Origin of the sequence: Mucilaginibacter angelicae (assembly GCF_042434235.1) — a bacterium.
GTDB lineage: Bacteria > Bacteroidota > Bacteroidia > Sphingobacteriales > Sphingobacteriaceae > Mucilaginibacter > Mucilaginibacter angelicae.
Genome location: NZ_JBHLTS010000020.1, coordinates 341,322 through 360,911, shown reverse-complemented (window position 1 = coordinate 360,911; position 19,590 = coordinate 341,322). Strand labels below are relative to the sequence as shown.

Genomic DNA, 19,590 nt, shown 5'->3' with positions numbered 1-19,590 from the left:
GTATCATCCAGGCATCTACAAGCTTACCTGGATGAATTTACTTTCAAATACAATCATCGTGACAATCGATCTATTTTTGATTTGTTAATCAATAAAATTTCCGCTGTCTAATGATAGGCTATTACTCCCTTTAGGGGGCCGGGGGGCTTATCTCCAATAACCTCTCACCCACACATAACCACGGTTAGTTGGCTGCCAGTGGCCCTGTACATATACATGATTGTAGCGTGGCCTTGCATAAAAGCCCTGGCGGTAAACATAGCGGTTACCGCGCCAAACCCATTCGCCGGGTACCCAAACAGCGTTAGGATAGGGAGCTACCGGACGTATATAAACAGGTTCAACGGGACGTTCGGTTACATAAGCCTGGCCAGCGCATGATGCAAATAATGAGCCTGTTAAAGCAAGTACTATTCCTAATTTAGCAATGGTTTTCATTTTTAGATGTATTTTAGTTGTTCAGTATAATAACTATTGACAACTTCCAACATCAAAAGTTTAACCGTGTTTAGGTACTGAATTTATCGGCTATCACCAGATCTTTGCTACCTGCTGTATACTTGTAGAAACCGCTACCTGTTTTGGCTCCTAAATGGCCTGCTGTAACCATGTTTACCAGTAAAGGGCAAGGGGCATATTTAGGATTGCCAAAGCCATCGTGCAGTACTTTTAAAATGGCCAGGCAAACATCCAAACCAATAAAATCAGCCAGTTGCAGCGGACCCATCGGGTGGGCCATGCCCAGTTTCATAACCGTATCAATTTCCTGAACGCCGGCAACGCCTTCATATAAGGTATAAATGGCTTCGTTTATCATGGGCATTAAAATGCGGTTGGCTACAAAACCTGGGTAATCGTTTACTTCTACCGGGTCTTTACCTAATGTACGCGAAAGCTGCATGATGGTTTCGGTAACGGCATCAGTTGTGGCATAACCCCTGATCACCTCAACCAGTTTCATTACAGGTACCGGGTTCATGAAATGCATGCCTATCACGTTCCCCGGCTTTTTAGTGGCCGAAGCAATTTTGGTGATAGATATGGAGGATGTGTTGGATGCCAGTATTACAGCATCGCTGCAGATTTCGCTGAGTTGCTTAAACAGTTTAAGCTTTATCTCCTGGTTTTCGGTGGCGGCTTCAATTACAAGATCTGCATTTTGAGCGCCTTCGGCCAGATCGGTAAAAACGCGGATGCGGCTTAGGGTTTCGGTTTTTGTATCTTCGGTAATAGTGCCTTTTTTTACCTGTCTGTCCAGGTTATTGCTGATGGTTTGTAAGGCTTTACTCAGGGCATCATCGCTGATATCAACCAAAGATACCTCAAAACCATGCTGGGCAAAAGTGTGGGCAATGCCGTTACCCATGGTGCCGGAGCCAATTACAGTAATATTTTTCATAATATATGTTTACGAAACCGGCAAAATATCGGTTTATGAAAGCTGCCGGTATTACAAGGTAATAAACTTACCGGCCTCTTTAACAGTTTTTTTGTTGATAGTTTTATACTCGGGAATCTGCCCCAGATCAGGGACGTCTGAATATTCGAGGATATAACTTTTTGAATAGATATCCTTGTCGCCATTAAATATTATGCCCATAACCGGGATGCTATACTTTTTTAACGCGTGTATGGAAAGCAGGGTATGGTTGATGCTGCCTAAGTAGTGTTTGGTTACCAGTATTACCCGTGCGTTGAGCTGCTTAATCAGGTCGATGATCAGAAAGTTATCATTCAAGGGTACCATGAGGCCGCCTGCACCTTCTATAACCAACTGGTTATCTGTTTTGGGCAGAACTATGTTTTCCAGATCTATGGTAACTTTATCCAAAGCGGCCGACTTATGGGGCGAAAATGGCTGCGTAAGCGCATAAGCCTCCGCAAAAAAGTGGGTGACTTTATTTGAAATGAGGCTTTTAACTTTCAGGGTATCGCTGCTGTCAAGGTCGCCGGATTGTATTGGCTTCCAGTAGTCTGCGTTTAATTTCTCCGTTAAAATAGCCGAAACCAGGGTTTTACCTACGCCGGTATCAATACCGGTAATAAATATCGGTTGCTTATCAGGCATGTAATAGTGTAAATTTGTTAAGCGTTACAGCCAGCAAAGTTAAATCATTTTTAGTATTAAAACTATGCAGGCAAATCCTGATCCGTTCGGTACCCTGTGCAACCGTTGGACTTAGAATGGGCCTCACATCAAGGTTATTTATTTGCAATTGCTTAGCCGCTTCCCGGGCCATTTCGTTGCTTTTAAGTACGATACACTGGATAGGGCTATCACTGCTTATCAAAGTGAAATTTTCGCCTGTATTTACTTCCCGTTTAAACAGTTCAATGTTTCTTTTTAGGCTGATGATAGCTTCACCCGAGTTTTCCAATAGCTGATACGCCATTTTGATAGTTGCCAGCTGATGGAAAGATGCTGCGGTGGTATAAATAAAAGGGCGTGCAAAGTTGATGAGATAATTACGTAAATTATTGCTGCCAAGCACTATGGCCCCATGGCCACCCAATGCCTTGCCAAATGTTACCACACGGGCAAAAATCCTTTGCTGCAAGCCAAGCTCACAAACCAATCCTTTAGGATACAGACCCACGGCATGTGCTTCATCAATAATAAGCGCAGCGTTATATTTTTCGGTCAGGCTGAGGATTTCAGGAAGGGGCGGAGTATCGCCATCCATAGAATATACGCTTTCAATAACCACATAACAATTGCCTTTGGCTATTTTTAATTTAGCTTCCAGGCTTTCCAGATCATTGTGTTTGAAGCTGTAGCGGTTGGCATAGCTTAACCTTGCCCCGTCGATGATGGAGGCGTGCACCAGTTCATCTAAAATAATGGTATCGCCACGCTGGGCAAGGGACGAAAGCAGGCCCAGGTTGGCATCATAGCCCGAGTTAAAGAGCAGGCCGGCTTCGCTTTCATGATAGGCAGCTATTTGGTTTTCGAGGTCTTCGGCGTATTGGATGTTGCCTGATAACAGCCTTGACCCGGCAGAACCGTTAAGGCTAAGCGGGTGAGTATTTACTTCATGCGCAATGCTTTGTTTTAAAACAGCCGAACGGGCAAAGCCGAGGTAATCGTTTGAGCAAAAATCAACCAGCCCGTTTTCGGGCTTAAGCTGCCGGTATGTGCCCACTTGTTGCCGCTCATATAATTTGTTCTTTAAAAAATCTTCGGCCTGTTTCAATATGCTTTGTTTTGTGCAAAAATAAAAAAAGCGACCATTGGTCGCTTTTTTCTATGTGATAATGTTTTACTGGCCACCGCCGCCCTGGCGCATGCGGTCCATTCTTTCTTTCATTGCTTTGTCATAAGCTGCAGCCTGATCTGCTGTTAAAATAGCTTTGATTTTGGTGTTGGTTGCTTCCATCATTGGGCGCATTGCCGAACGCATTGCATCCCTGTCACCATTGGCAGCAGTACGTACGCTGTCCATTTTGGTTGCCTGCTCTTTGTAAACTGCAGTGATCTTGGTAGTTTGATCATCTGTTAATTTAAGCTGGGTTTGCAAATCTTTAGCTCTTTCTTCAGGGCTTTTCCTCATACCGCCTTGTGCATGGCTGGCTGCTGAAATTCCAATCAGGAAGCAGCACATTAACAATAATTTTTTCATCGCTTTTTAATTTAATTTACGTTTTAACAGTATGATAAAGATATATCGTAAAGGTTTAAAAAAGCCGATGTAACTTAATTGTTGCCTTGCTGTAAATTTGATATGGAGCGCTGCATCTGGGCCATCATGGCGCTTAAGGTTTCCATGGTTGGCTCTGGTGTTGGCTCGGGCAGCTGTGTGGAGATATAACCTTTAGCTTTCCATAGTTCCAGCACATCCTCGCCTGATATTTCATAGGGTTCATAAACCGGATTGTCAGAAACGAGCTTTAGTTTTTTGTTCTCTTTAAACTTATTGCCAATACGTTTATAAACTACGCCGTCGTTTTTTGATATTACCACGTAGGTTTCGCCGCTTTTTACATCGCCCCAGTTTTCTACGTATTCACCTATTATAATAGTACCTGATACAAGGGGCAGCATAGAATCGCCTTTAATTTCAAAGGCGCGGAAAGTACCCTGCTTAAACATAGGTAAATAAAACTTGGGCAATTGGGCTACATATTCAGGATCGGCATAGCCGTTAAGGTAGCCTGCACTGGCCTTTACAGGCACCATTTCTATATTTTCGTTTTCATCTTTATCAACAGAAATACTCAGGATCCGCAGGTTGGCCGGGTTGCCTTTTGGTTTTGGCTGCCACTTTTCGTTGATGGTTTCGTTAATAAAGTCATCAATAGTAACGTCAAAATAGGTTGCTAATGTTTTTAGTAGTTCGTATTTCGGATCGGCCCTGTCTTCTTCATATGCACCTACTAATGAACGTTTTATACCTAATTCATCCGCAAATTGCTGCTGCGTTAAACCCTTCTTTTTGCGGAGAAACTTAATATTTTGTGAAATTATTGACATAAAATTTGGATTTGCTAAATTTATTAGTAATTTTATGCTCATAAAGTTAGTAATAATTATCTGTTCACCAAATTTTTTATCATAAAATGAAACGTTTTGTTTATATCATTACCGACAGGAACCGCAAAAATCTGCATGTAGGCTTATGTTCAGACCTGATGAAAACCATCCAGTTTTACAGCGAAATGCCAACCTTGTTTTTTGACAACGCGCAGCAGCTTAACCGTTTGGTTTACTTTGAGGAGATCAATACCGAAGAGCAGGCTATGGAACGTTTTAAAGTGGTGAGCACTTTTACACGCCCGCAAAAAGAAAAAATGATCAGATCTGTTAATGCCGATTGGATAGACCTGACCATTGGGTTAAAATATGAGCAAGGTTTACGCGTAAGGCCGCAATTGCGCCCGTCGTTAAACGCAAACCGTAAGGTTATGGCTTTTTAATAAACTTTAAAGCCCCCGAGTTCATGCAATACCTTTTGCCGCCGCGGTCGGCAGGCCCATCGTCAAATACGTGGCCGAGGTGTAAGCCTGTACTTTTTTCGATAACCTCATCGCGGCTCATGCCGTAGCTGTTATCGGTAACTATTGCTACTTTTTTTGGGTCAACCGGTTTAACGAAACTTGGCCAGCCCGTACCGCTGTCAAACTTATCGTCAGAGCTAAACAGTATTTCGCCTGTTGCAGCGCTTACGTAAACACCTTTTTCGTGGTTGTCCCAGTATTCGTTATGATAAGGCGGTTCGGTACTGCTTTCAACCATAATGTGGTATTGGTTGGGGGTGAGTGTTTTTTTCCATTCGGCAGCCGGTTTGCTCAGTTTTCGCTTTGCATCCTGTCCGTTTGTGTTCTGGCATCCTAATGCTGTTAACACGCTGAATGCGATCAGCGCTAAGATTGATCTTTTCATAACATATTCTGTTTTGAGGTTAATAACTATACCAACCCATTTTAGTGAAGAAGGCTTTGTAATTTATACTATAACTCAAATACGTAATTATATTATATCGGGATTGTCATCTGGCAGTCCTGTTTATATCAGCTTCTTTTTAGGCACCAATACTTTACTCACCAGGTGTACTATACCATTATTTTGTTTAATATCAAACTGGCTGATCACACTTTTACCGCCGTTGCCATCAATCAAAACTATATTGTTGTTACTATCGATCTTAGCAAATAGCTTACCGCCCGAAAGCGTGGTGAACGTGGCCATACCTTTACCCCGGCTTATCTGTTTATGGATATCTTTTGCTTTTAGTTGCCCGGCAATGGCATGATAGGTAACCAGGTCGGTAAGCTCCCAGATATGTGCCGGTTTTGCAAGCGAATCAAACTTACCTGTAGGCATATCCGTGTAACCTTCATCAACCGGTACAAATATGGTGATAGGGCCCCGGCTGGTATAAGTACGGGAGAGGTGGGTTTCCTGAATGAAAATGTAAAACGTGTGTGTATTGGGAGCCAGGGATATGTTTTTTACAATATCATTGGTAGGAAGCATGGTTGGCTCCGTTGTAGCGTTACTGTTTTTGTTTACAGTTTGGGCCGACGATATTGCGGGGCAAAGTGCAGTAAATAAAAATATCAGTAACTTTTTCATAGTGTGTAGGTTATAAGCTAAACATACAAAATATAAATAGGTTTTTTAAATCGGAGCCGAACTGGGATTTAAATTCAATAAGGGTAAAATTGAGAAAATTTCCGTTCTGTAGATTATAACCTACCTTTGTTTACCTATGAATATCTTCCCTACACAATACTCAACCTTATCGTCAAAAGCACTCAATATAAAACTCCGGGAAAGCTATAGCTTAAGCGGCACTACCTGCAGGCTATTGATCCGTAATGTGAGCGATACCTATGTTATAGAAAATGCGACTGAAAAATACATCTTCAAAATCTACCGCGATGCGCACCGTAAATTGGAAGAGATTAAAGGCGAGGTGGAGTTGCTGAGCATCCTGTTTGAAAAAGGCGCTAAAGTATCAAGACCAATCGCTGATAAAAATGGCGAAATGTTACAGGCTTTCAATGCCGCCGAGGGAACCCGTTACGGTGTTCTGTTTTCATGGGCGCAGGGTAGCGTTGTTAATGCTATGACCAATGAACAGCTTGGAACAGCAGGCAGGGAGATGGGCGTTATACACAATATTACATCTTCAATTGAACTTAGCCATTACCGTAAAGAGTATTCCATAAATACTACGATCATTGATCCGATTAAGATCATTGAACCGGCATTTGCCGGACTTGAAGAAGAATATGCCTACCTGAAGGATACTGCCGTTGATGTGATTGCCCAATACAATCAGTTTAATGCTGATTTTAGCTACGGCTATTGCCATTATGATTTCTTCCCCAAAAACTTTCATTTTACAGCCACTGGTGAGATTACTTTTTTTGATTTCGATTTTGCAGGGAAAGGGTTGTTAGCTTACGATATTACATCGTTTTTTATTCATTACTTCATGGAGGTTACCTACGGAAAGATTACAGAAGAGCAGGGGCGCGATGCATTTAAGACCTTTGTTGCCGCTTATCGTAAAGTCAGGCCGCTATCAAACGAGGAAATTAATGCTATACCATATTTAGGTTTTGGTTTTTGGGTATTTTACTTAGGCTTTCAATATGAGAACTTTGATGACTGGTCGAACCTCTTTTTCGGCCCGAAGTTTTTGAGGGATAGGGTTGCGTTAATTAAGAAGTGGATGGAGACTGCTCATGTGTTACTGCCATAGTTTGTTTAAGCAAAGGTTGGATGATGTTAAAATCTGTTAAAGTAAATATCAGTTTTAATTTAAACCCGATATTGTTTACATAAACCATAACTAAATCACCTATGTACTCACCTAAATTTCTTTCGCTTTGCATTTGTTTTTCGGTTTTTGCCGGGGCTACCTTCTGTCAAACAGGCTACAGGGCACAATTGAAACAGGCCGAAGATATTTATCACAATGGCAGGTATACGAAAGCTGCGTTGACATATAGAGTAGCTTTTGCAGCCTATCCTGACTCGATCAAAGCAATGGATATTTACCGCTCGGCCCGGGCCTGGGCTTTAGCTGGTAAAACAGACTCGGCCATAATACAATTAAAAACTGCTGTACAAGTATATAAATTCAATAAATACGGTATGCTGATGGCCGATGGTGATTTTGTTGGTCTACCTCAACATAAAGACTGGGAGATTCTCACTATCGAAACCAATAAAAATATGAGGGCCGCCTATACACCCCTGCAACGCGAGTTACAGCAAATTAAAGATGACGACCAACGATACAGGCGACAGGATATTGTTAAAACAAAAGACACAATTTCTGCTGAGTTCAAGAAGCTTGGCAGGCAAATGTTTTTAGCTGATTCCATTAACCTTGTGAAAGTAAGAAATATACTGGATACCCGTGGCTGGCCCTCATATAGTGAAATAGGTGATTTGTATGCAGCATTGTTTTTAGTGATACAACACGCCGATTTAAATACCCAGGTAAAATATCTGCCTATGATCAGAGAAGCTCAGAAAAAAAATGATATTGACCCCGAAAGTGTTGCTATCTTAGAGGATAGGGTTGCCGTTAGGCAAGGAAGAAAACAGTTATATGGTAGCCAGTTAGAGTATGATCCTAAAAGCCATACTTACATAGTTTCTCCGATAGAAGATGAAGCTCATGTAAATGAGCGCCGTGCAAAAGTAGGGATGATCCCTTTGCAGGAATATCTTAAACAAATGGGGCTAAATTATTCGCCTGTTAAATAGAATAAAACAAGAAAAAGCGGCCGTTAAGCCGCTTTTTCTTGTTTTATACAATAAGTAACATTACCAGCCCGGTGTAAAGCCTAAGCCAAACAAAGGTTTTTTAACATCACTGCGATTAAACGGAACAGCAAGGTAAGGCTCCAGGATAAACGCCCCAAAAACGTTTATACGCAGGGAGATACCCGCGCTCAACGCTGGTACCCTGCCATAAAGATTTTGGGTGGTCACTTTGCCGGTATTATCTACAAAATCCTGTTGACCAATTACCGGCGGATCTTTCTGGAAATAAATATGATCACCTGAATTCCACGCTAAGCCTGCATCAAAAAATAAGTTAAGATCGGTAAACAGGAATTTTGATTTTATAGCAGCCAATTTTTCGGGGCCTGTAAATGGCAGGCGGACCTCAAAGTTAAACACAGCTAAACGACTGCCCGATAACTGGTCGATAGTGAAACCATTGGTTGTAGCCTTTCCGTTATTATAAAATGTTTGACCTTCGTAACCCCTGATGTAAAAAGGATAGCCCACAAATAATGGATAAAGCCCTTTATCATCACCAAAACGACCGGTTGCAAAGAACCTCGCTGCAAAGGTAACCGGTGCTGTACGTACATATTTCCTTACATCAATTGTTGGCGAAAAGAACCGGTAAGTACCAAAGTTATAACCGGCTTCTAACCTGTACCTGAAACCGTTTAACGGTGCTGTAACACCAAAAAATGAGTTATCGCCAATTAAAGCGGTTGATACAGTTAAAATAGAGTACGACTTTAAGTTGTAAAAATAGGTTGAGCCGTAGTTTTGATTAAGGGTTGCCGATTCTTCATCGTTCGGGATCTTTTTCCTGTCGGAATTGATATAGTTGCCTACACCAACCTGTTGTTTGCCGTTTACTACCGTAGTATCAAGCAGGTAGTAATCGCTATAACGGTCAACACGGTAATAGTTGTGTGAGGCAGCGCCGCTTACTTCAAAACGTGTGGTTTTTGAAATAGGGTAGGAGGTGAATACCCTGCCCGCATCTTCAAAGTTGCGGATAATGTCGATATTGTCGGAATAAACCGTTTGATTTTTGCCGCCCACATTTTTTACCGGATAAGTGGTAGTATTAAAGCCAAACTGGTAAGGGATGTGCGAAACACCTACACCAAGGTTCCAGCGGCCGGTTTGGTTTACATAGGTTACTGCAGCGCCAGAATCATAGATCTGCCCGTTTACCGAAGCAGCCGCAAAGATCTGGTTACGGCCTAAAATATCACTAAATACGCCCTGGATGCCGCTTGAAAGGCTTGTGCCATAAAAGTTACTTACACCAACACCAATACCACTGCCCGAAAGATAATCAAGCTTAAATTTTGAACGGAAAGGAATGGCTTTTACTGAATCGGTTGGGATTTTGCGGTAGGCCAGGAAATTGTTCAGGTTGGAGTTGATTAGATCTACACCTACCGAACGGTTTGGCGGCAGCGTACCTGCTGCAAAGTTAATGTCGCCGGGCTGTACTACAACAGGGGTAAAGTCGGATGCTTTGGCGTTATAGATGGAATATTTTTGTGCGCGGTAGTATGAATAAACTACATCATCATGATTGGAAATACTTAAAGCCGGCGAGTACTCGGTAATCCCCGAAATACCGGTGAATAGGTTTGTCATTTGTTCTATCTGACCTGAGGCAATGGTATAGCGGTAAAGATTACGGAAACCGTCGCGGTTTGACAGGAAATAGATCTGCTTGCCATCTGCCGAGTATTGCGGGTTCAGGTTGTTGGCGCCGTTAAAGATCTTGATGTCGGTTACTTTGCCGGTTGTCAGATCAAGTTCGGCCAGGTTAAAAGGAATATCCTGCTCAAGCGACTGATCATAAGTACTCCTGTCGCTCGAAAAGATGATCTTTTTACCATCCGGCGAGTAGCTTGGCTGATAATCAGAATATTTATCGTTGGTAAGCTGGGTGATCTTTTTGGTATCGAAGTTATAAGAATACAAATCGCCCTGCCCTTCAACCAATCCCTGGAAAACAATATCCTTACCATTTGGCGACCAAGACAGGTTACTGAACTGACCTACCTGCTCCATCGAGATGTCATCAACCACATTGCCACTTTTCAGATCAACCACATCAAGCCTGTTACGCCCTTTGCTGAATACGCTGAACGCAAATTTGCTTCCATCCGGTGACCATGCACCTGCCGATTCGATGAAGTTAAATTCATCGATATGTGTGTTTGATACTTTACTCGTGAGCTTTCGTAATATGCGGCCCGTTTTGGCATCGGCCAAATAGAGATCAATACTGAACAAACTTTTGGCAGATAGGAAAGCTACATATTTACCATCCGGACTAACAGAAGGTGCAACAACAAGATCGCCTCCGTTTTTACTGTCAATCAATTTGATACCTTTTGGTGTTTGGGTAGTATCCTTTAAAAATGGCTTGTAGGTAGCCTCGATAGAGTTTTTCCAAAGGCGGGAGAGGGTGCGGTCGTCATACCCAAACGTACGCCTGATGCCGTATTCCAATCCATATTTGGCCGCGTTTTTAAAGAAGGGAACTATAACAGTATCGCCATAAGTTGAGCCAATAAACGACCAAAAAGCCTCGCCATAACGGTATGGGAAGTATTTGCTGCTTTCGGTAAGATCGCGAACGGTAGGAATATCGTGGTTCAGATAAGCATCCCGCATCCACATGGCGGTATAGGTATCTTTTTTACCTAAGGACAGGTATTCGGCCATACCCTCTATCATCCAAAGCGGAATGTTATTTATATTTTCATATTCGGCTGAATCATGTCCCATCAGTAAACGATACTGGAAGGCATGCACCAGTTCGTGCCCGATAACGTGCCTGGTAGTTTGATTGGTTTCCATTACCGGCATTACCACGCGGTTTTTAAGGCCTTCGGTAACACCGCCTGTACCTACGCTGATTTCGCCATCAATAGCTGTAGTTTGCTGAAAATCGGGGTGATTGGCGTATAGAATTATCGGGTTGGCATGTTTAAAAGTATCCCTGAAAACCTGTTGGTGCAGGGTATACCAAAGCTCACTTTCCTGGGCAAAGCGTTTCACCATACTATCATTTTTCAGGTAATAGTAAATCTCGAAGTGAGGGGTTTTGTAAACGTTAAACTTGAGGTTTTTGTACCTTACTTTGTTTTGGCCAAAATACTGTGCCTGTACATTGGTGCTAATCAACAGCGAGCCAACAAAACAAATAAATATAATGGTGTGCTTTTTAACTCTATTGAAAAGTGAGTAAACTTTATTCATATATTATTTAACTAAATAGATATGGCTAATTTAATAAAATAAGGTTGTTCTTAATTTAAAAAACAACCTTATTCATTTTCTCTTCACTTATGAAAAATAGCGCCTCTATCCGTTTATCGCTGGTTAGGCGGCGTGCTTTCCGGGTTTTCCGGATTGTTTTCCTGTACAGGTGTTACGCCCGTTGTATCAATAGGGTTGCTTAAGCTATCTGTCGACGTTGTATCTTCTTCAATATGCGGCGATGGACAATTGTAACTTTTGGTGATCTTGCTCCATGGTTTAGGGAACGGACCGTAAGTATATCCCAGCGATTTATCGGCATAAACCCTTTCCATAAAGCTACCGAAGATAGGCAGCGCAGTATGTGAGCCTTCGCCTGTTTCAGATGTAGTGAAGTGTACCGAGCGGTCATCGGCACCAACCCAAACACCGGTTACCAGATCCTTGGTGATACCCATATACCAGCCATCTACATAATCAGATGATGTGCCTGTTTTGCCGCCTATCTGGTTGTCTTTTTTCCAAAGACCATTGTATTCCCAAAGGGCCTGTGAGGTACCACCCGGTTCTTCCATACCACCGCGGAACATGTAAAGCATCAGCCATGCGGTTTCTTCGCTCAATACCTTTTCGGTTTTTAGCTTAAATTCCTGTATTACGTTGCCCTGCTGATCGGTAATTTTAGTTACCAGCAAGGGATCAAGTTTTTCGCCTTTATTAAGGAAAGTACTGTACGCCCTAACCATTTCATAAACCGAAACATCATTTGAACCCAACGATACGGATGGAACTGATTTTAAAGGACTTTCGATACCGCAGCGGTGGGCATATTCCACAATTTTATCCCAGCCTACTTTTTCGGTTAACTGCGCAGTAATGGAGTTTACAGATTTACCCATAGCCCAGCGCAGTGACATTTCGCGATATGAAAAATGGAAATCGGCATTGTTGGGTTCCCAAACTTTATCTTCTCCGTTGTCTTTGTATTTAATGGATACCGGTTTGTCGGTAAACTTATCGCAAGGGGTAAAGCCATTGTCAAGTGCAGTAAGGTAAGCGAAAGGCTTGAAGGTTGAACCTGCCTGCCTGCGGCTTTGATTTACGTGATCGTAGTTAAAGAAACGGTGATCGATACCGCCTATCCAAACCTTTATTTTGCCGGTTGATGGTTCAAGTGTCATCATGCCGGTGTTCAGAATTTTAGCGTAGTATTTAATGGAATCGATAGTTGAAAAAGTGGTATCCTGTTCGCCATGCCAGGTGAACACGGTCATCCGTTTTTTCGTCTTAAAGTAATCCTGGATCTTTACGGTATCGCTGCCGTATTTTTTTTCCAGCAGCTTGTAAATAGGTAACCTTTGTTCGTTTTTGAGAATGAAATCTTTGATCTCCACACCTTTTGAATCGCGCCATGGGTTTTTGTTGCCCCAAAGGTTGTTGAAGCGCTTTTGCAGCATCTTCATTTTTTCGGCAACGGCCTCTTCGGCATATTGCTGCATCTTTGAGTCGATGGTGGTGTAGATCTTTAAACCATCCTCATAAAGGTTATAATCGTTGTCCTTACACCACTTATCCAGCCATTTTTCAACCGCGCGGCGCAGGTATGAATCACCGTGGGAGTCATCCTCAACATAGCTCAGGTCGAGGTTAAGCGGCATGGCTATACTTGAAGTGTACTGATCTTTAGTGATGTAATGATATTTTTCCATCTGCCCCAAAACGGTATTACGCCTTTCGGTAGCCCGCTGCGGATTTTTAATAGGATTATAGTTCGACGTAGCTTTAAGCATGCCGATAAGTAATGCCGATTCGGCCGGGTTTAAAGCGCCGGGTTGTTTATTAAAATATTTCAACGATGCCGTTTTTATACCGTACGTATTATTACCGAACGGAACGGTGTTGAAATACAGCGTTAGTATTTGCTGCTTGCTGTAAACGTGTTCAATTTTAAAGGCGGTAAGCCATTCCTTACACTTATAAACAACGGTGCGCAGCAAGGGGATATGTTTGATAAAACCCTGCGATTTCTTTTTACGCGTTTCGAACAGGTTTTTGGCCAGCTGCTGGGTGATGGTACTGGCACCGCGCCTGTCGCCTTTGGCCGTTGAAAGCACGCTGGTAAAAAAGGAGTAAAAATCCACACCGCCGTGGCTATAAAAGCGTGCATCCTCGGTAGCTACAAGGGCATTTACAAGGTTGGGAGAAATCTCTTTAAATTCGATAGGGGAACGGTTTTCCTTGTAATACTGACCTATCAGTTTACCATCGGCCGTGTAAACTTCTGATCCTACCGAAAGTACGGGGCTTTTAATGTCCTGCATGTCAGGAGAATATCCGAACAGCCCAAGGAAGTTAAGTTCTATCGAACAAAAAAAGATTATTACGAAGTATATTAATATGACGAAGTATCTTAAAAAGCGGTTGCGTATACGTCTGAACATTGGGTAAAGATGAAAAATTATGGCACTATATCATAGTGCGTTTAACAAATATAAACAACGTAAAATATGCAGGTAAATTTTAGGTTAACACTGGCATTATACATATTTATGATGTGCAAAGTACACAATAAATAAATTAAAAGCTGTTTGGAGATAAAAAATCAATGTTGCTGATTACAGCGCATGTTTCAAATAAGGTTGCTAAAACTTTATCGTGTTTTTTGTACTTTGTACAGATATCTATTCATATGAAAAGTTTGACAGAGCAATTCAAAGTAAAAAGTAACACCAAATTTTCCCTGGGCGATTATGATCCCGCATTTAGCGATGGCAGTAAAAAAGAAGATGCTGAAGGCGTGCTGGCAGGGCTAATTGCAGAAACCTCCAAATTGCAGGCGCAGCTTTATGCCGCAAACAGCTATTCATTGCTGATTATTTTTCAGGCTATGGATGCTGCGGGGAAAGACGGCGCCATAGCGCACACCATGTCGGGCTTAAACCCACAGGGCTGCCAGGTATACAGTTTTAAGCAACCCAGCTCTGAGGATTATGACCACGATTTTTTATGGCGGCACTATAAAGCATTGCCTGAGAGAGGGCGTATCGGTATCCATAACCGGTCGCACTATGAAAATGTGCTGATAGTTAAAGTTCACCCTGAACTTGTTTTAAAGGAGAATAATCCGGATATAAAGCAGGTAAAGGATATCGGCAAAAAGTTTTGGGAGCAGCGGTACGAGAGCATCCGTAATTTTGAAAAGCACATCCATACCAACGGCACTGTTGTGATCAAGTTTTTTCTTAACCTTTCAAAGCAGGAACAAAAGGAGCGTTTTTTAAAGAGAATAGATAACCCCGAAAAGAACTGGAAATTCCAGGCCAGCGATATATCAGAGCGCGAACATTGGGATGAATATATGAGCGCCTATGAAAAGGCCATCAGTGAAACCTCCACAGATGAAAGTCCGTGGTACGTTATCCCCGCGGATAAGAAGTGGTTTACGCGCATCGCTATCTCAACTATAATCCGGGATACTTTAAAAGGATTAAAGCTGGAGTTTCCTGTTTTACCCAAGGAGGAAATGGACAAATTACAGGAAGCTAAGCAGCTGTTGGAGAAGCAATAATTATTGAAGTTCTGGTGAAGGCGAAAACGCAAAAGTTAAATGGTAATTAACAGATGTTAGCCCTTGTATAGAGGTATCCATCCTAATTATCTTAACTTTACCCTTTAATCCTTATCATGAAACTAAAATATACTCTTCCAATCATTCTGGCTATTGCATTTTGTGGCTGTAAACAAAACAATGAAAGTGTACTGCTTCGGTTAAAATATAAAAAGGGCGAAGAAAAGACCTTCACTTTAGATCAAAATGCTTCAAGAGCGGGCGCTATGGAAATGCATAATCAAATAGTGATAGCGTTTTTAGTAGATTCAGTAACGAGCGACGGCAATTATATAATGACAGCTCGTTTAAAAGGTATAAAAATGGATTCAAAGGCGGGGGAGCTTGTGGAGCATTATGATTCGCACGATAAATCTACGGACATGGATGAGAATGCCCAGGCTATGGATAAAACACTCGAACCCGCATTTAGCGCTTATTATGATATTTCTGTTAACGATCGAGGTAACGTAGTGTCGCCATTTAAAACGAGCGTTATTGGCGCCGATGCCCCGATTGACATGAGCGAGATCCAATTGATTTACCCCGAACATAAGGTAAAGGTGGGTGATCATTGGACAGGCTCACGAAAAAATAAACTTTTATCAACAGTTAACCAATATACCTATACTATAAGCGATATAACGCCTGAAAGAGTTATTATTAAAGTTAATGCCGATATTAAAGGTATTAAGGCATTAACCGGCGATATGAAAGCCGAAGGCGAATATGTGATAGATAAAGCCAACGGCCAGCTAATCAGCTCGCGTATAGATGTGCCTGCAAAAATGGATTTGCGGGCAGTGCTTTCTGTGTCTGTTGAATAGTGCTTAAAGAGGATATTATAAGTACTCGTTATTAGATCCCCGAAAATATGGATTGCGCCCTTTCTCCGATAAAAGGGATAGGTTTCCTTTCACCATTAACAGCACCAATGAACCCGACGATCCATAAAATGATCAAAGCTGTACGTACTATCCAAATGAGGACAACGCCTATAAAAACCCCCGAGGTGAAGAAAATAGCCCCGGCCAATGCCCCTATGGCATAGTAAATTACCATGGCTACCAAATGGAAAAGCAGCGTTTGCCTTAACTGGTAACTGGCCAGTGCGGTTTTGTTGTTAATGTAAATACCAAAGTAGGCGATAAGCCATCCCAAAATAAAAAAATAACTGATGATGCTTGCAGTTTTGCCGTCATCGGCAGGTGAATAATTGTTCATGTGGTAAAGATTTTTGTATAATGCTAACCGTTTAAAAATGAAATAGTTTTATTCATTTTTAAATGATGGATTATAGTTGCATTTTTCATTTGCACATCTGAAATCTGCACATCAAAACCTTACTCCACCGTTATCTCATCAGTAAAAATGTAAGACTGGCTGCCTTTGTTCTCATGCCAATCAGGCAACGGGCCGTATTGTTTTGCTATCAGTTTAATGTAACGGGCATTCGTGTTCAGTGGCGCTATAAAGTCCTGGGTTTGTACGTTGGTATCTTTGATATCAACTTTGGTGTTAACTGTGGCTGCCAGCTTGTAGGTTTTACCATCATTTGATGTCCAGAATTGTACGTATTTGGGGAACACTATCCAGGCGCGACTATCCTGCAATGTGCTGATGCTGATTTGTTTGATGGGCTTAACAGCACTCATGTCAACAATGGCAATAAAATCTTTCCCCTGGTAGCCCTGCCAGTTGCCTAAGCGCCAGTTGGTAGTGCCATGCTGCCCATCAATCAGCGATTCATCTCCTTTAGCTGCATAGCTCGGCAGGTATTTGTTCAATATAGTTAGCTTGATATCATTACGGAGCTTGATGAAACTGGCCTCATCAACAAAGCTGCTTTTGCCATCTTTTATAGCGATGGCTTTCACCGTAATATTATCGCTGATATTTACAGGCTGGGTGTATGGGGTTGAAGCTGCGGTAGGAGCAGAACCATCAAGGGTGTAATAGATCTTTGCATCGGCTTCCTGGTCTTTTATCTGGATGCTGAAAGGCTGTTTGAATGACTTGGCCGGTGCTATGATGTACGGGTTAGGTACAATAAGACTTTCGGTGATCTTTGAAACGGGCTTTTCCAAATCCTGGGTAAAAATCTTATTAGCCAACCGACCTGTAAATACTTCAAAATCGCCGCCTTTGGTAATGTCATCGTAATTGATAAAAAGCTTACTGTAAACTTTTTTATCAAGGTTCATGCCCTGCAAATAGATATTGCTGCGGGTAATGCCTGCACCAGGGTTAATAATGTTGAATTTTTTGCCGTTTTCCAGGTTGATCACCGCTTTATCAAACTGCGGAATCCCGATCTGAAAGTCCTGCTGACCGGGGGCAATGTTATAGAGCCCTAATGAACTCATTACATACCAGGCCGACATTTGTCCGCAATCCTCATTACCTGCTAAACCATCAGGTTTGTTGCTGTATTCCTCGCGTAAAATGCGACTTACATAAAACTGTGTTTTATCCGGCGAGTCGGTAAAGTTGTACAGGTAGGCCATGTGGTGGCTTGGCTCGTTGCCATGAGCATACTGGCCTATCAGGCCGCTTACATCGGGGATATCGCTACCACTTAGTTTTGATTGCGTACTAAACAGTTCATCAAGCTTGTTTTCAAATGATTGCCTGCCGCCCATTTTATCAATCAGGGTTTCTACGTCATGCGGTACTAAAAATGAATATTGCCATGAGTTACCTTCGGTATAATTGCCATTGATCTCTGTTGGGTCGAAAGGTTCCAGCCAGCCACCGTTGGCACGGGCCTGCATAAAGGTGTTCTGATTATTGAAAACGTTTTTCCAATATTGAGCCCGTTGAATGTATTGGGTATGGTCATCAGTTTTGTTTAGCATTTTTGCCATTTGCGCTATGCACCAATCATCGTAGGCATATTCCAATGTTTTGGAGACAGAAGCATCTTCCACATCTGATTGTACCGCTCCATTTTTGCGGTAATTATCCAGCCCAAACTGGTTACGGTTTACAGCTGCCTTCATGGCGGTGAAAGCTTTTTCGGCGTCGAAATCGCGGATACCTTTAGCGTACGCATCTACAATAATCGGGATGGAATGATTGCCGATCATGCAATAAGTTTCGGTAGTGGCAAGCGGCCATATCGGTAATAAACCTCCCTGATCATACATCGCCAAAAAGCTTTTAATAAAATCGAGCGTGCGTTTATGGTCTATCAGGGTAAGAAGCGGGTGCTCGGCCCTAAAGGTATCCCACAATGAAAATACAGTATAATAATCAAATCCCTGAGATGTGTGAACCTGCTGATCCATGCCGCGGTATTGCCCATCCACATCGCTGTAAATACTGGGGGCTACCATGCTGTGGTATAGGGCGGTGTAAAATATCGTTTGCTTTATCTTAGCGTAATCGGGTTGGACTACTTTTTTTGCCGGAGGGGCATAGCTGTAAGGGCCGGTACCACCTACTGGCTGGGTTTGTGAAGACGGGGCTGGTGCGCCACCCTCAACCTGAATTTTATTGAGCTCATGGTTCCAGGCAATCTTAGCATCCTTCTGAATTTTTTTAAAGTCGAAATCAGGAACTTCCGTATCAAGATTTTTTAAAGCTCCTTCTGTACTTACAGATGAGATGCCCACCTTGCTGATCACCTCGCCCGGGTTATCGAACTGCAAAAATAGCTTCACGTTTTTACCCTGAACTTTGCTTTGTCCATTTTGTACTTCGTTGTTTAATGCAATACCATAGGTTTTAAATGGTTTTGAAAATTTAGCATAAAAGTAAACCTGCTGCTTATCGGCCCATGACTTTGACATGCGGAAACCCCGCACCTCATGATCATTTACCACTTCTATCCATGAGTCCAACACTTCATCACGATGTTGGAGATCGATAATAATGTTTGCTTTGTCAGTTGATGGATAAGTATAGCGATGTATGCCTGCACGGGTGGTTGCAGTTAGTTCAACACCGATGTTGTATTTATCGAGCAGGGTTTTATAATAGCCCGGCGTAGCACTCTCATTTTTTTTGCTGAAGTGGGAGCGGTATTCGGTGTTCTTAAATTTAGGGTCGCCGGTAGTGGGCATAAATAATACATCGCAATAATCGGGTACACCAGTACCGCTCAGGTGAGTATGCGAAAAGCCGTAAACCAAACTATCGGTATAATGATAACCCGAACAACCGTCCCAACCTTCCAACCTTGTATCGGGGCTAAGCTGCACCATGCCGAAGGGCATTACCGGGCCCGGGTAGGTGTGCCCATGCCCGCCGGTACCAATAAAAGGATCAACCAGCTGAGCATAGTCTTTATCCTTTTCTTTTTTCTTTTGTGCCGATGAAAGGAAAGGGACAGTTAATAAAAAGGCGAACGGTAAAGCCGCGCGAAAAAAGGGTTTTATATATGGCATGTTTATTAAAAAGCTATCCGGGTATATCCTGCAAATTAAAGTTTTAATATCGTATTAAAATAAAAAAAGTCGCCACTGTTTAAACAGTG

The 19,590-nt window shown here is 42.3% G+C and carries 17 protein-coding genes; 5 read left to right on the top strand and 12 right to left on the bottom strand.

Features of this window, described 5'->3' with window-relative positions; all coding sequences use genetic code 11:
• Positions 1 to 147: 147 nt before the first annotated feature.
• The 6 genes from ACFFGT_RS09750 to ACFFGT_RS09725 form a co-directional block, all read right to left on the bottom strand.
• Entirely contained in the window at positions 148 to 438 is a 291-nt protein-coding gene (locus ACFFGT_RS09750) for a hypothetical protein (protein WP_377022332.1), read from the bottom strand.
• A gap of 70 nt (positions 439 to 508) precedes the next feature.
• Positions 509 to 1,399, bottom strand: a complete 891-nt coding sequence (locus tag ACFFGT_RS09745) for a 3-hydroxybutyryl-CoA dehydrogenase (RefSeq protein WP_377022331.1) — start codon at positions 1,397 to 1,399, stop codon at positions 509 to 511.
• 51 nt (positions 1,400 to 1,450) lie between these two features.
• The gene (bioD, locus tag ACFFGT_RS09740; protein ID WP_377022330.1) at positions 1,451 to 2,068 is read right to left on the bottom strand and encodes a dethiobiotin synthase; all 618 of its coding nucleotides are present in this window, start codon (positions 2,066 to 2,068) and stop codon (positions 1,451 to 1,453) included.
• A complete protein-coding gene (locus ACFFGT_RS09735) occupies positions 2,061 to 3,194 on the bottom strand; it encodes an aminotransferase class I/II-fold pyridoxal phosphate-dependent enzyme (protein ID WP_377022329.1) in 1,134 nt (377 codons plus the stop codon). Before ACFFGT_RS09735 ends, bioD begins: the two co-directional genes overlap by 8 nt.
• A gap of 66 nt (positions 3,195 to 3,260) precedes the next feature.
• Entirely contained in the window at positions 3,261 to 3,620 is a 360-nt protein-coding gene (locus ACFFGT_RS09730; RefSeq protein ID WP_091210518.1) for a DUF4890 domain-containing protein, read from the bottom strand.
• Between the two features lie 74 nt (positions 3,621 to 3,694).
• Positions 3,695 to 4,471, bottom strand: coding sequence for an XRE family transcriptional regulator (locus tag ACFFGT_RS09725; RefSeq protein WP_377022328.1), 777 nt, complete (start codon positions 4,469 to 4,471; stop codon positions 3,695 to 3,697).
• 86 nt (positions 4,472 to 4,557) lie between these two features.
• On the opposite strand from ACFFGT_RS09725, the gene ACFFGT_RS09720 reads away from it, so the two are divergent.
• Complete coding sequence (locus ACFFGT_RS09720) at positions 4,558 to 4,914, top strand: GIY-YIG nuclease family protein (RefSeq protein WP_377022327.1); 357 nt, start codon at positions 4,558 to 4,560, stop codon at positions 4,912 to 4,914.
• Here ACFFGT_RS09720 and msrB read toward each other — a convergent pair.
• Together msrB and ACFFGT_RS09710 are read right to left on the bottom strand one after the other, a co-directional pair.
• Entirely contained in the window at positions 4,901 to 5,380 is a 480-nt protein-coding gene (msrB, locus tag ACFFGT_RS09715; protein WP_377022326.1) for a peptide-methionine (R)-S-oxide reductase MsrB, read from the bottom strand. The two genes, ACFFGT_RS09720 and msrB, sit on opposite strands and share 14 nt — an antisense overlap.
• A 123-nt stretch (positions 5,381 to 5,503) precedes the next feature.
• Positions 5,504 to 6,073: a fasciclin domain-containing protein gene (locus ACFFGT_RS09710; RefSeq protein ID WP_377022325.1), complete on the bottom strand. Its 570-nt coding sequence runs from the start codon at positions 6,071 to 6,073 to the stop codon at positions 5,504 to 5,506.
• A 136-nt stretch (positions 6,074 to 6,209) separates the two neighbouring features.
• On the opposite strand from ACFFGT_RS09710, the gene ACFFGT_RS09705 reads away from it, so the two are divergent.
• The gene (locus ACFFGT_RS09705; RefSeq protein ID WP_377022324.1) at positions 6,210 to 7,211 is read left to right on the top strand and encodes a phosphotransferase enzyme family protein; all 1,002 of its coding nucleotides are present in this window, start codon (positions 6,210 to 6,212) and stop codon (positions 7,209 to 7,211) included.
• A gap of 101 nt (positions 7,212 to 7,312) precedes the next feature.
• On the top strand, positions 7,313 to 8,227 hold the full coding sequence (locus tag ACFFGT_RS09700; RefSeq protein ID WP_377022323.1) for a DUF6624 domain-containing protein: 915 nt from the start codon (positions 7,313 to 7,315) through the stop codon (positions 8,225 to 8,227).
• A 60-nt stretch (positions 8,228 to 8,287) separates the two neighbouring features.
• Here the strand turns inward: ACFFGT_RS09700 and ACFFGT_RS09695 are convergent, their stop codons facing one another.
• Positions 8,288 to 11,503, bottom strand: a complete 3,216-nt coding sequence (locus ACFFGT_RS09695; protein ID WP_377022322.1) for a tolB protein precursor — start codon at positions 11,501 to 11,503, stop codon at positions 8,288 to 8,290.
• A gap of 113 nt (positions 11,504 to 11,616) precedes the next feature.
• The gene (locus ACFFGT_RS09690) at positions 11,617 to 13,944 is read right to left on the bottom strand and encodes a penicillin-binding protein 1A (protein WP_377022321.1); all 2,328 of its coding nucleotides are present in this window, start codon (positions 13,942 to 13,944) and stop codon (positions 11,617 to 11,619) included.
• Between the two features lie 248 nt (positions 13,945 to 14,192).
• Between ACFFGT_RS09690 and ACFFGT_RS09685 the strand changes: the two genes are divergently transcribed.
• Both ACFFGT_RS09685 and ACFFGT_RS09680 read left to right on the top strand, forming a co-directional pair.
• A complete protein-coding gene (locus tag ACFFGT_RS09685) occupies positions 14,193 to 15,071 on the top strand; it encodes a polyphosphate kinase 2 family protein (protein WP_377022320.1) in 879 nt (292 codons plus the stop codon).
• 116 nt (positions 15,072 to 15,187) lie between these two features.
• On the top strand, positions 15,188 to 15,937 hold the full coding sequence (locus tag ACFFGT_RS09680; protein WP_377022319.1) for a DUF6263 family protein: 750 nt from the start codon (positions 15,188 to 15,190) through the stop codon (positions 15,935 to 15,937).
• Positions 15,938 to 15,968: 31 nt separating this feature from the next.
• Here ACFFGT_RS09680 and ACFFGT_RS09675 read toward each other — a convergent pair whose 3' ends face one another.
• Positions 15,969 to 16,334 carry a magnetosome magnetite crystal formation protein family gene (locus tag ACFFGT_RS09675; protein WP_377022318.1) on the bottom strand — a complete coding sequence of 122 codons (366 nt, stop codon included), beginning with the start codon at positions 16,332 to 16,334 and terminating at the stop codon, positions 15,969 to 15,971.
• 119 nt (positions 16,335 to 16,453) lie between these two features.
• Positions 16,454 to 19,501 carry a GH92 family glycosyl hydrolase gene (locus tag ACFFGT_RS09670; RefSeq protein ID WP_377022317.1) on the bottom strand — a complete coding sequence of 1,016 codons (3,048 nt, stop codon included), beginning with the start codon at positions 19,499 to 19,501 and terminating at the stop codon, positions 16,454 to 16,456.
• Between the last annotated feature and the right edge of the window lie 89 nt (positions 19,502 to 19,590).

Coding starts and splice junctions, on each gene's coding strand:
- ACFFGT_RS09670 (WP_377022317.1), bottom strand. CDS start 19,501: ATGCCATATATAAAACCCTTTTTTCGCGCGGCTTTACCGTTCGCCTTT.
- ACFFGT_RS09680 (WP_377022319.1), top strand. CDS start 15,188: ATGAAACTAAAATATACTCTTCCAATCATTCTGGCTATTGCATTTTGT.
- bioD (WP_377022330.1), bottom strand. CDS start 2,068: ATGCCTGATAAGCAACCGATATTTATTACCGGTATTGATACCGGCGTA.
- ACFFGT_RS09725 (WP_377022328.1), bottom strand. CDS start 4,471: ATGTCAATAATTTCACAAAATATTAAGTTTCTCCGCAAAAAGAAGGGT.
- ACFFGT_RS09720 (WP_377022327.1), top strand. CDS start 4,558: ATGAAACGTTTTGTTTATATCATTACCGACAGGAACCGCAAAAATCTG.
- ACFFGT_RS09690 (WP_377022321.1), bottom strand. CDS start 13,944: ATGTTCAGACGTATACGCAACCGCTTTTTAAGATACTTCGTCATATTA.
- ACFFGT_RS09700 (WP_377022323.1), top strand. CDS start 7,313: ATGTACTCACCTAAATTTCTTTCGCTTTGCATTTGTTTTTCGGTTTTT.
- ACFFGT_RS09750 (WP_377022332.1), bottom strand. CDS start 438: ATGAAAACCATTGCTAAATTAGGAATAGTACTTGCTTTAACAGGCTCA.
- ACFFGT_RS09705 (WP_377022324.1), top strand. CDS start 6,210: ATGAATATCTTCCCTACACAATACTCAACCTTATCGTCAAAAGCACTC.
- ACFFGT_RS09710 (WP_377022325.1), bottom strand. CDS start 6,073: ATGAAAAAGTTACTGATATTTTTATTTACTGCACTTTGCCCCGCAATA.
- ACFFGT_RS09675 (WP_377022318.1), bottom strand. CDS start 16,334: ATGAACAATTATTCACCTGCCGATGACGGCAAAACTGCAAGCATCATC.
- ACFFGT_RS09695 (WP_377022322.1), bottom strand. CDS start 11,503: ATGAATAAAGTTTACTCACTTTTCAATAGAGTTAAAAAGCACACCATT.
- msrB (WP_377022326.1), bottom strand. CDS start 5,380: ATGAAAAGATCAATCTTAGCGCTGATCGCATTCAGCGTGTTAACAGCA.
- ACFFGT_RS09730 (WP_091210518.1), bottom strand. CDS start 3,620: ATGAAAAAATTATTGTTAATGTGCTGCTTCCTGATTGGAATTTCAGCA.
- ACFFGT_RS09745 (WP_377022331.1), bottom strand. CDS start 1,399: ATGAAAAATATTACTGTAATTGGCTCCGGCACCATGGGTAACGGCATT.
- ACFFGT_RS09685 (WP_377022320.1), top strand. CDS start 14,193: ATGAAAAGTTTGACAGAGCAATTCAAAGTAAAAAGTAACACCAAATTT.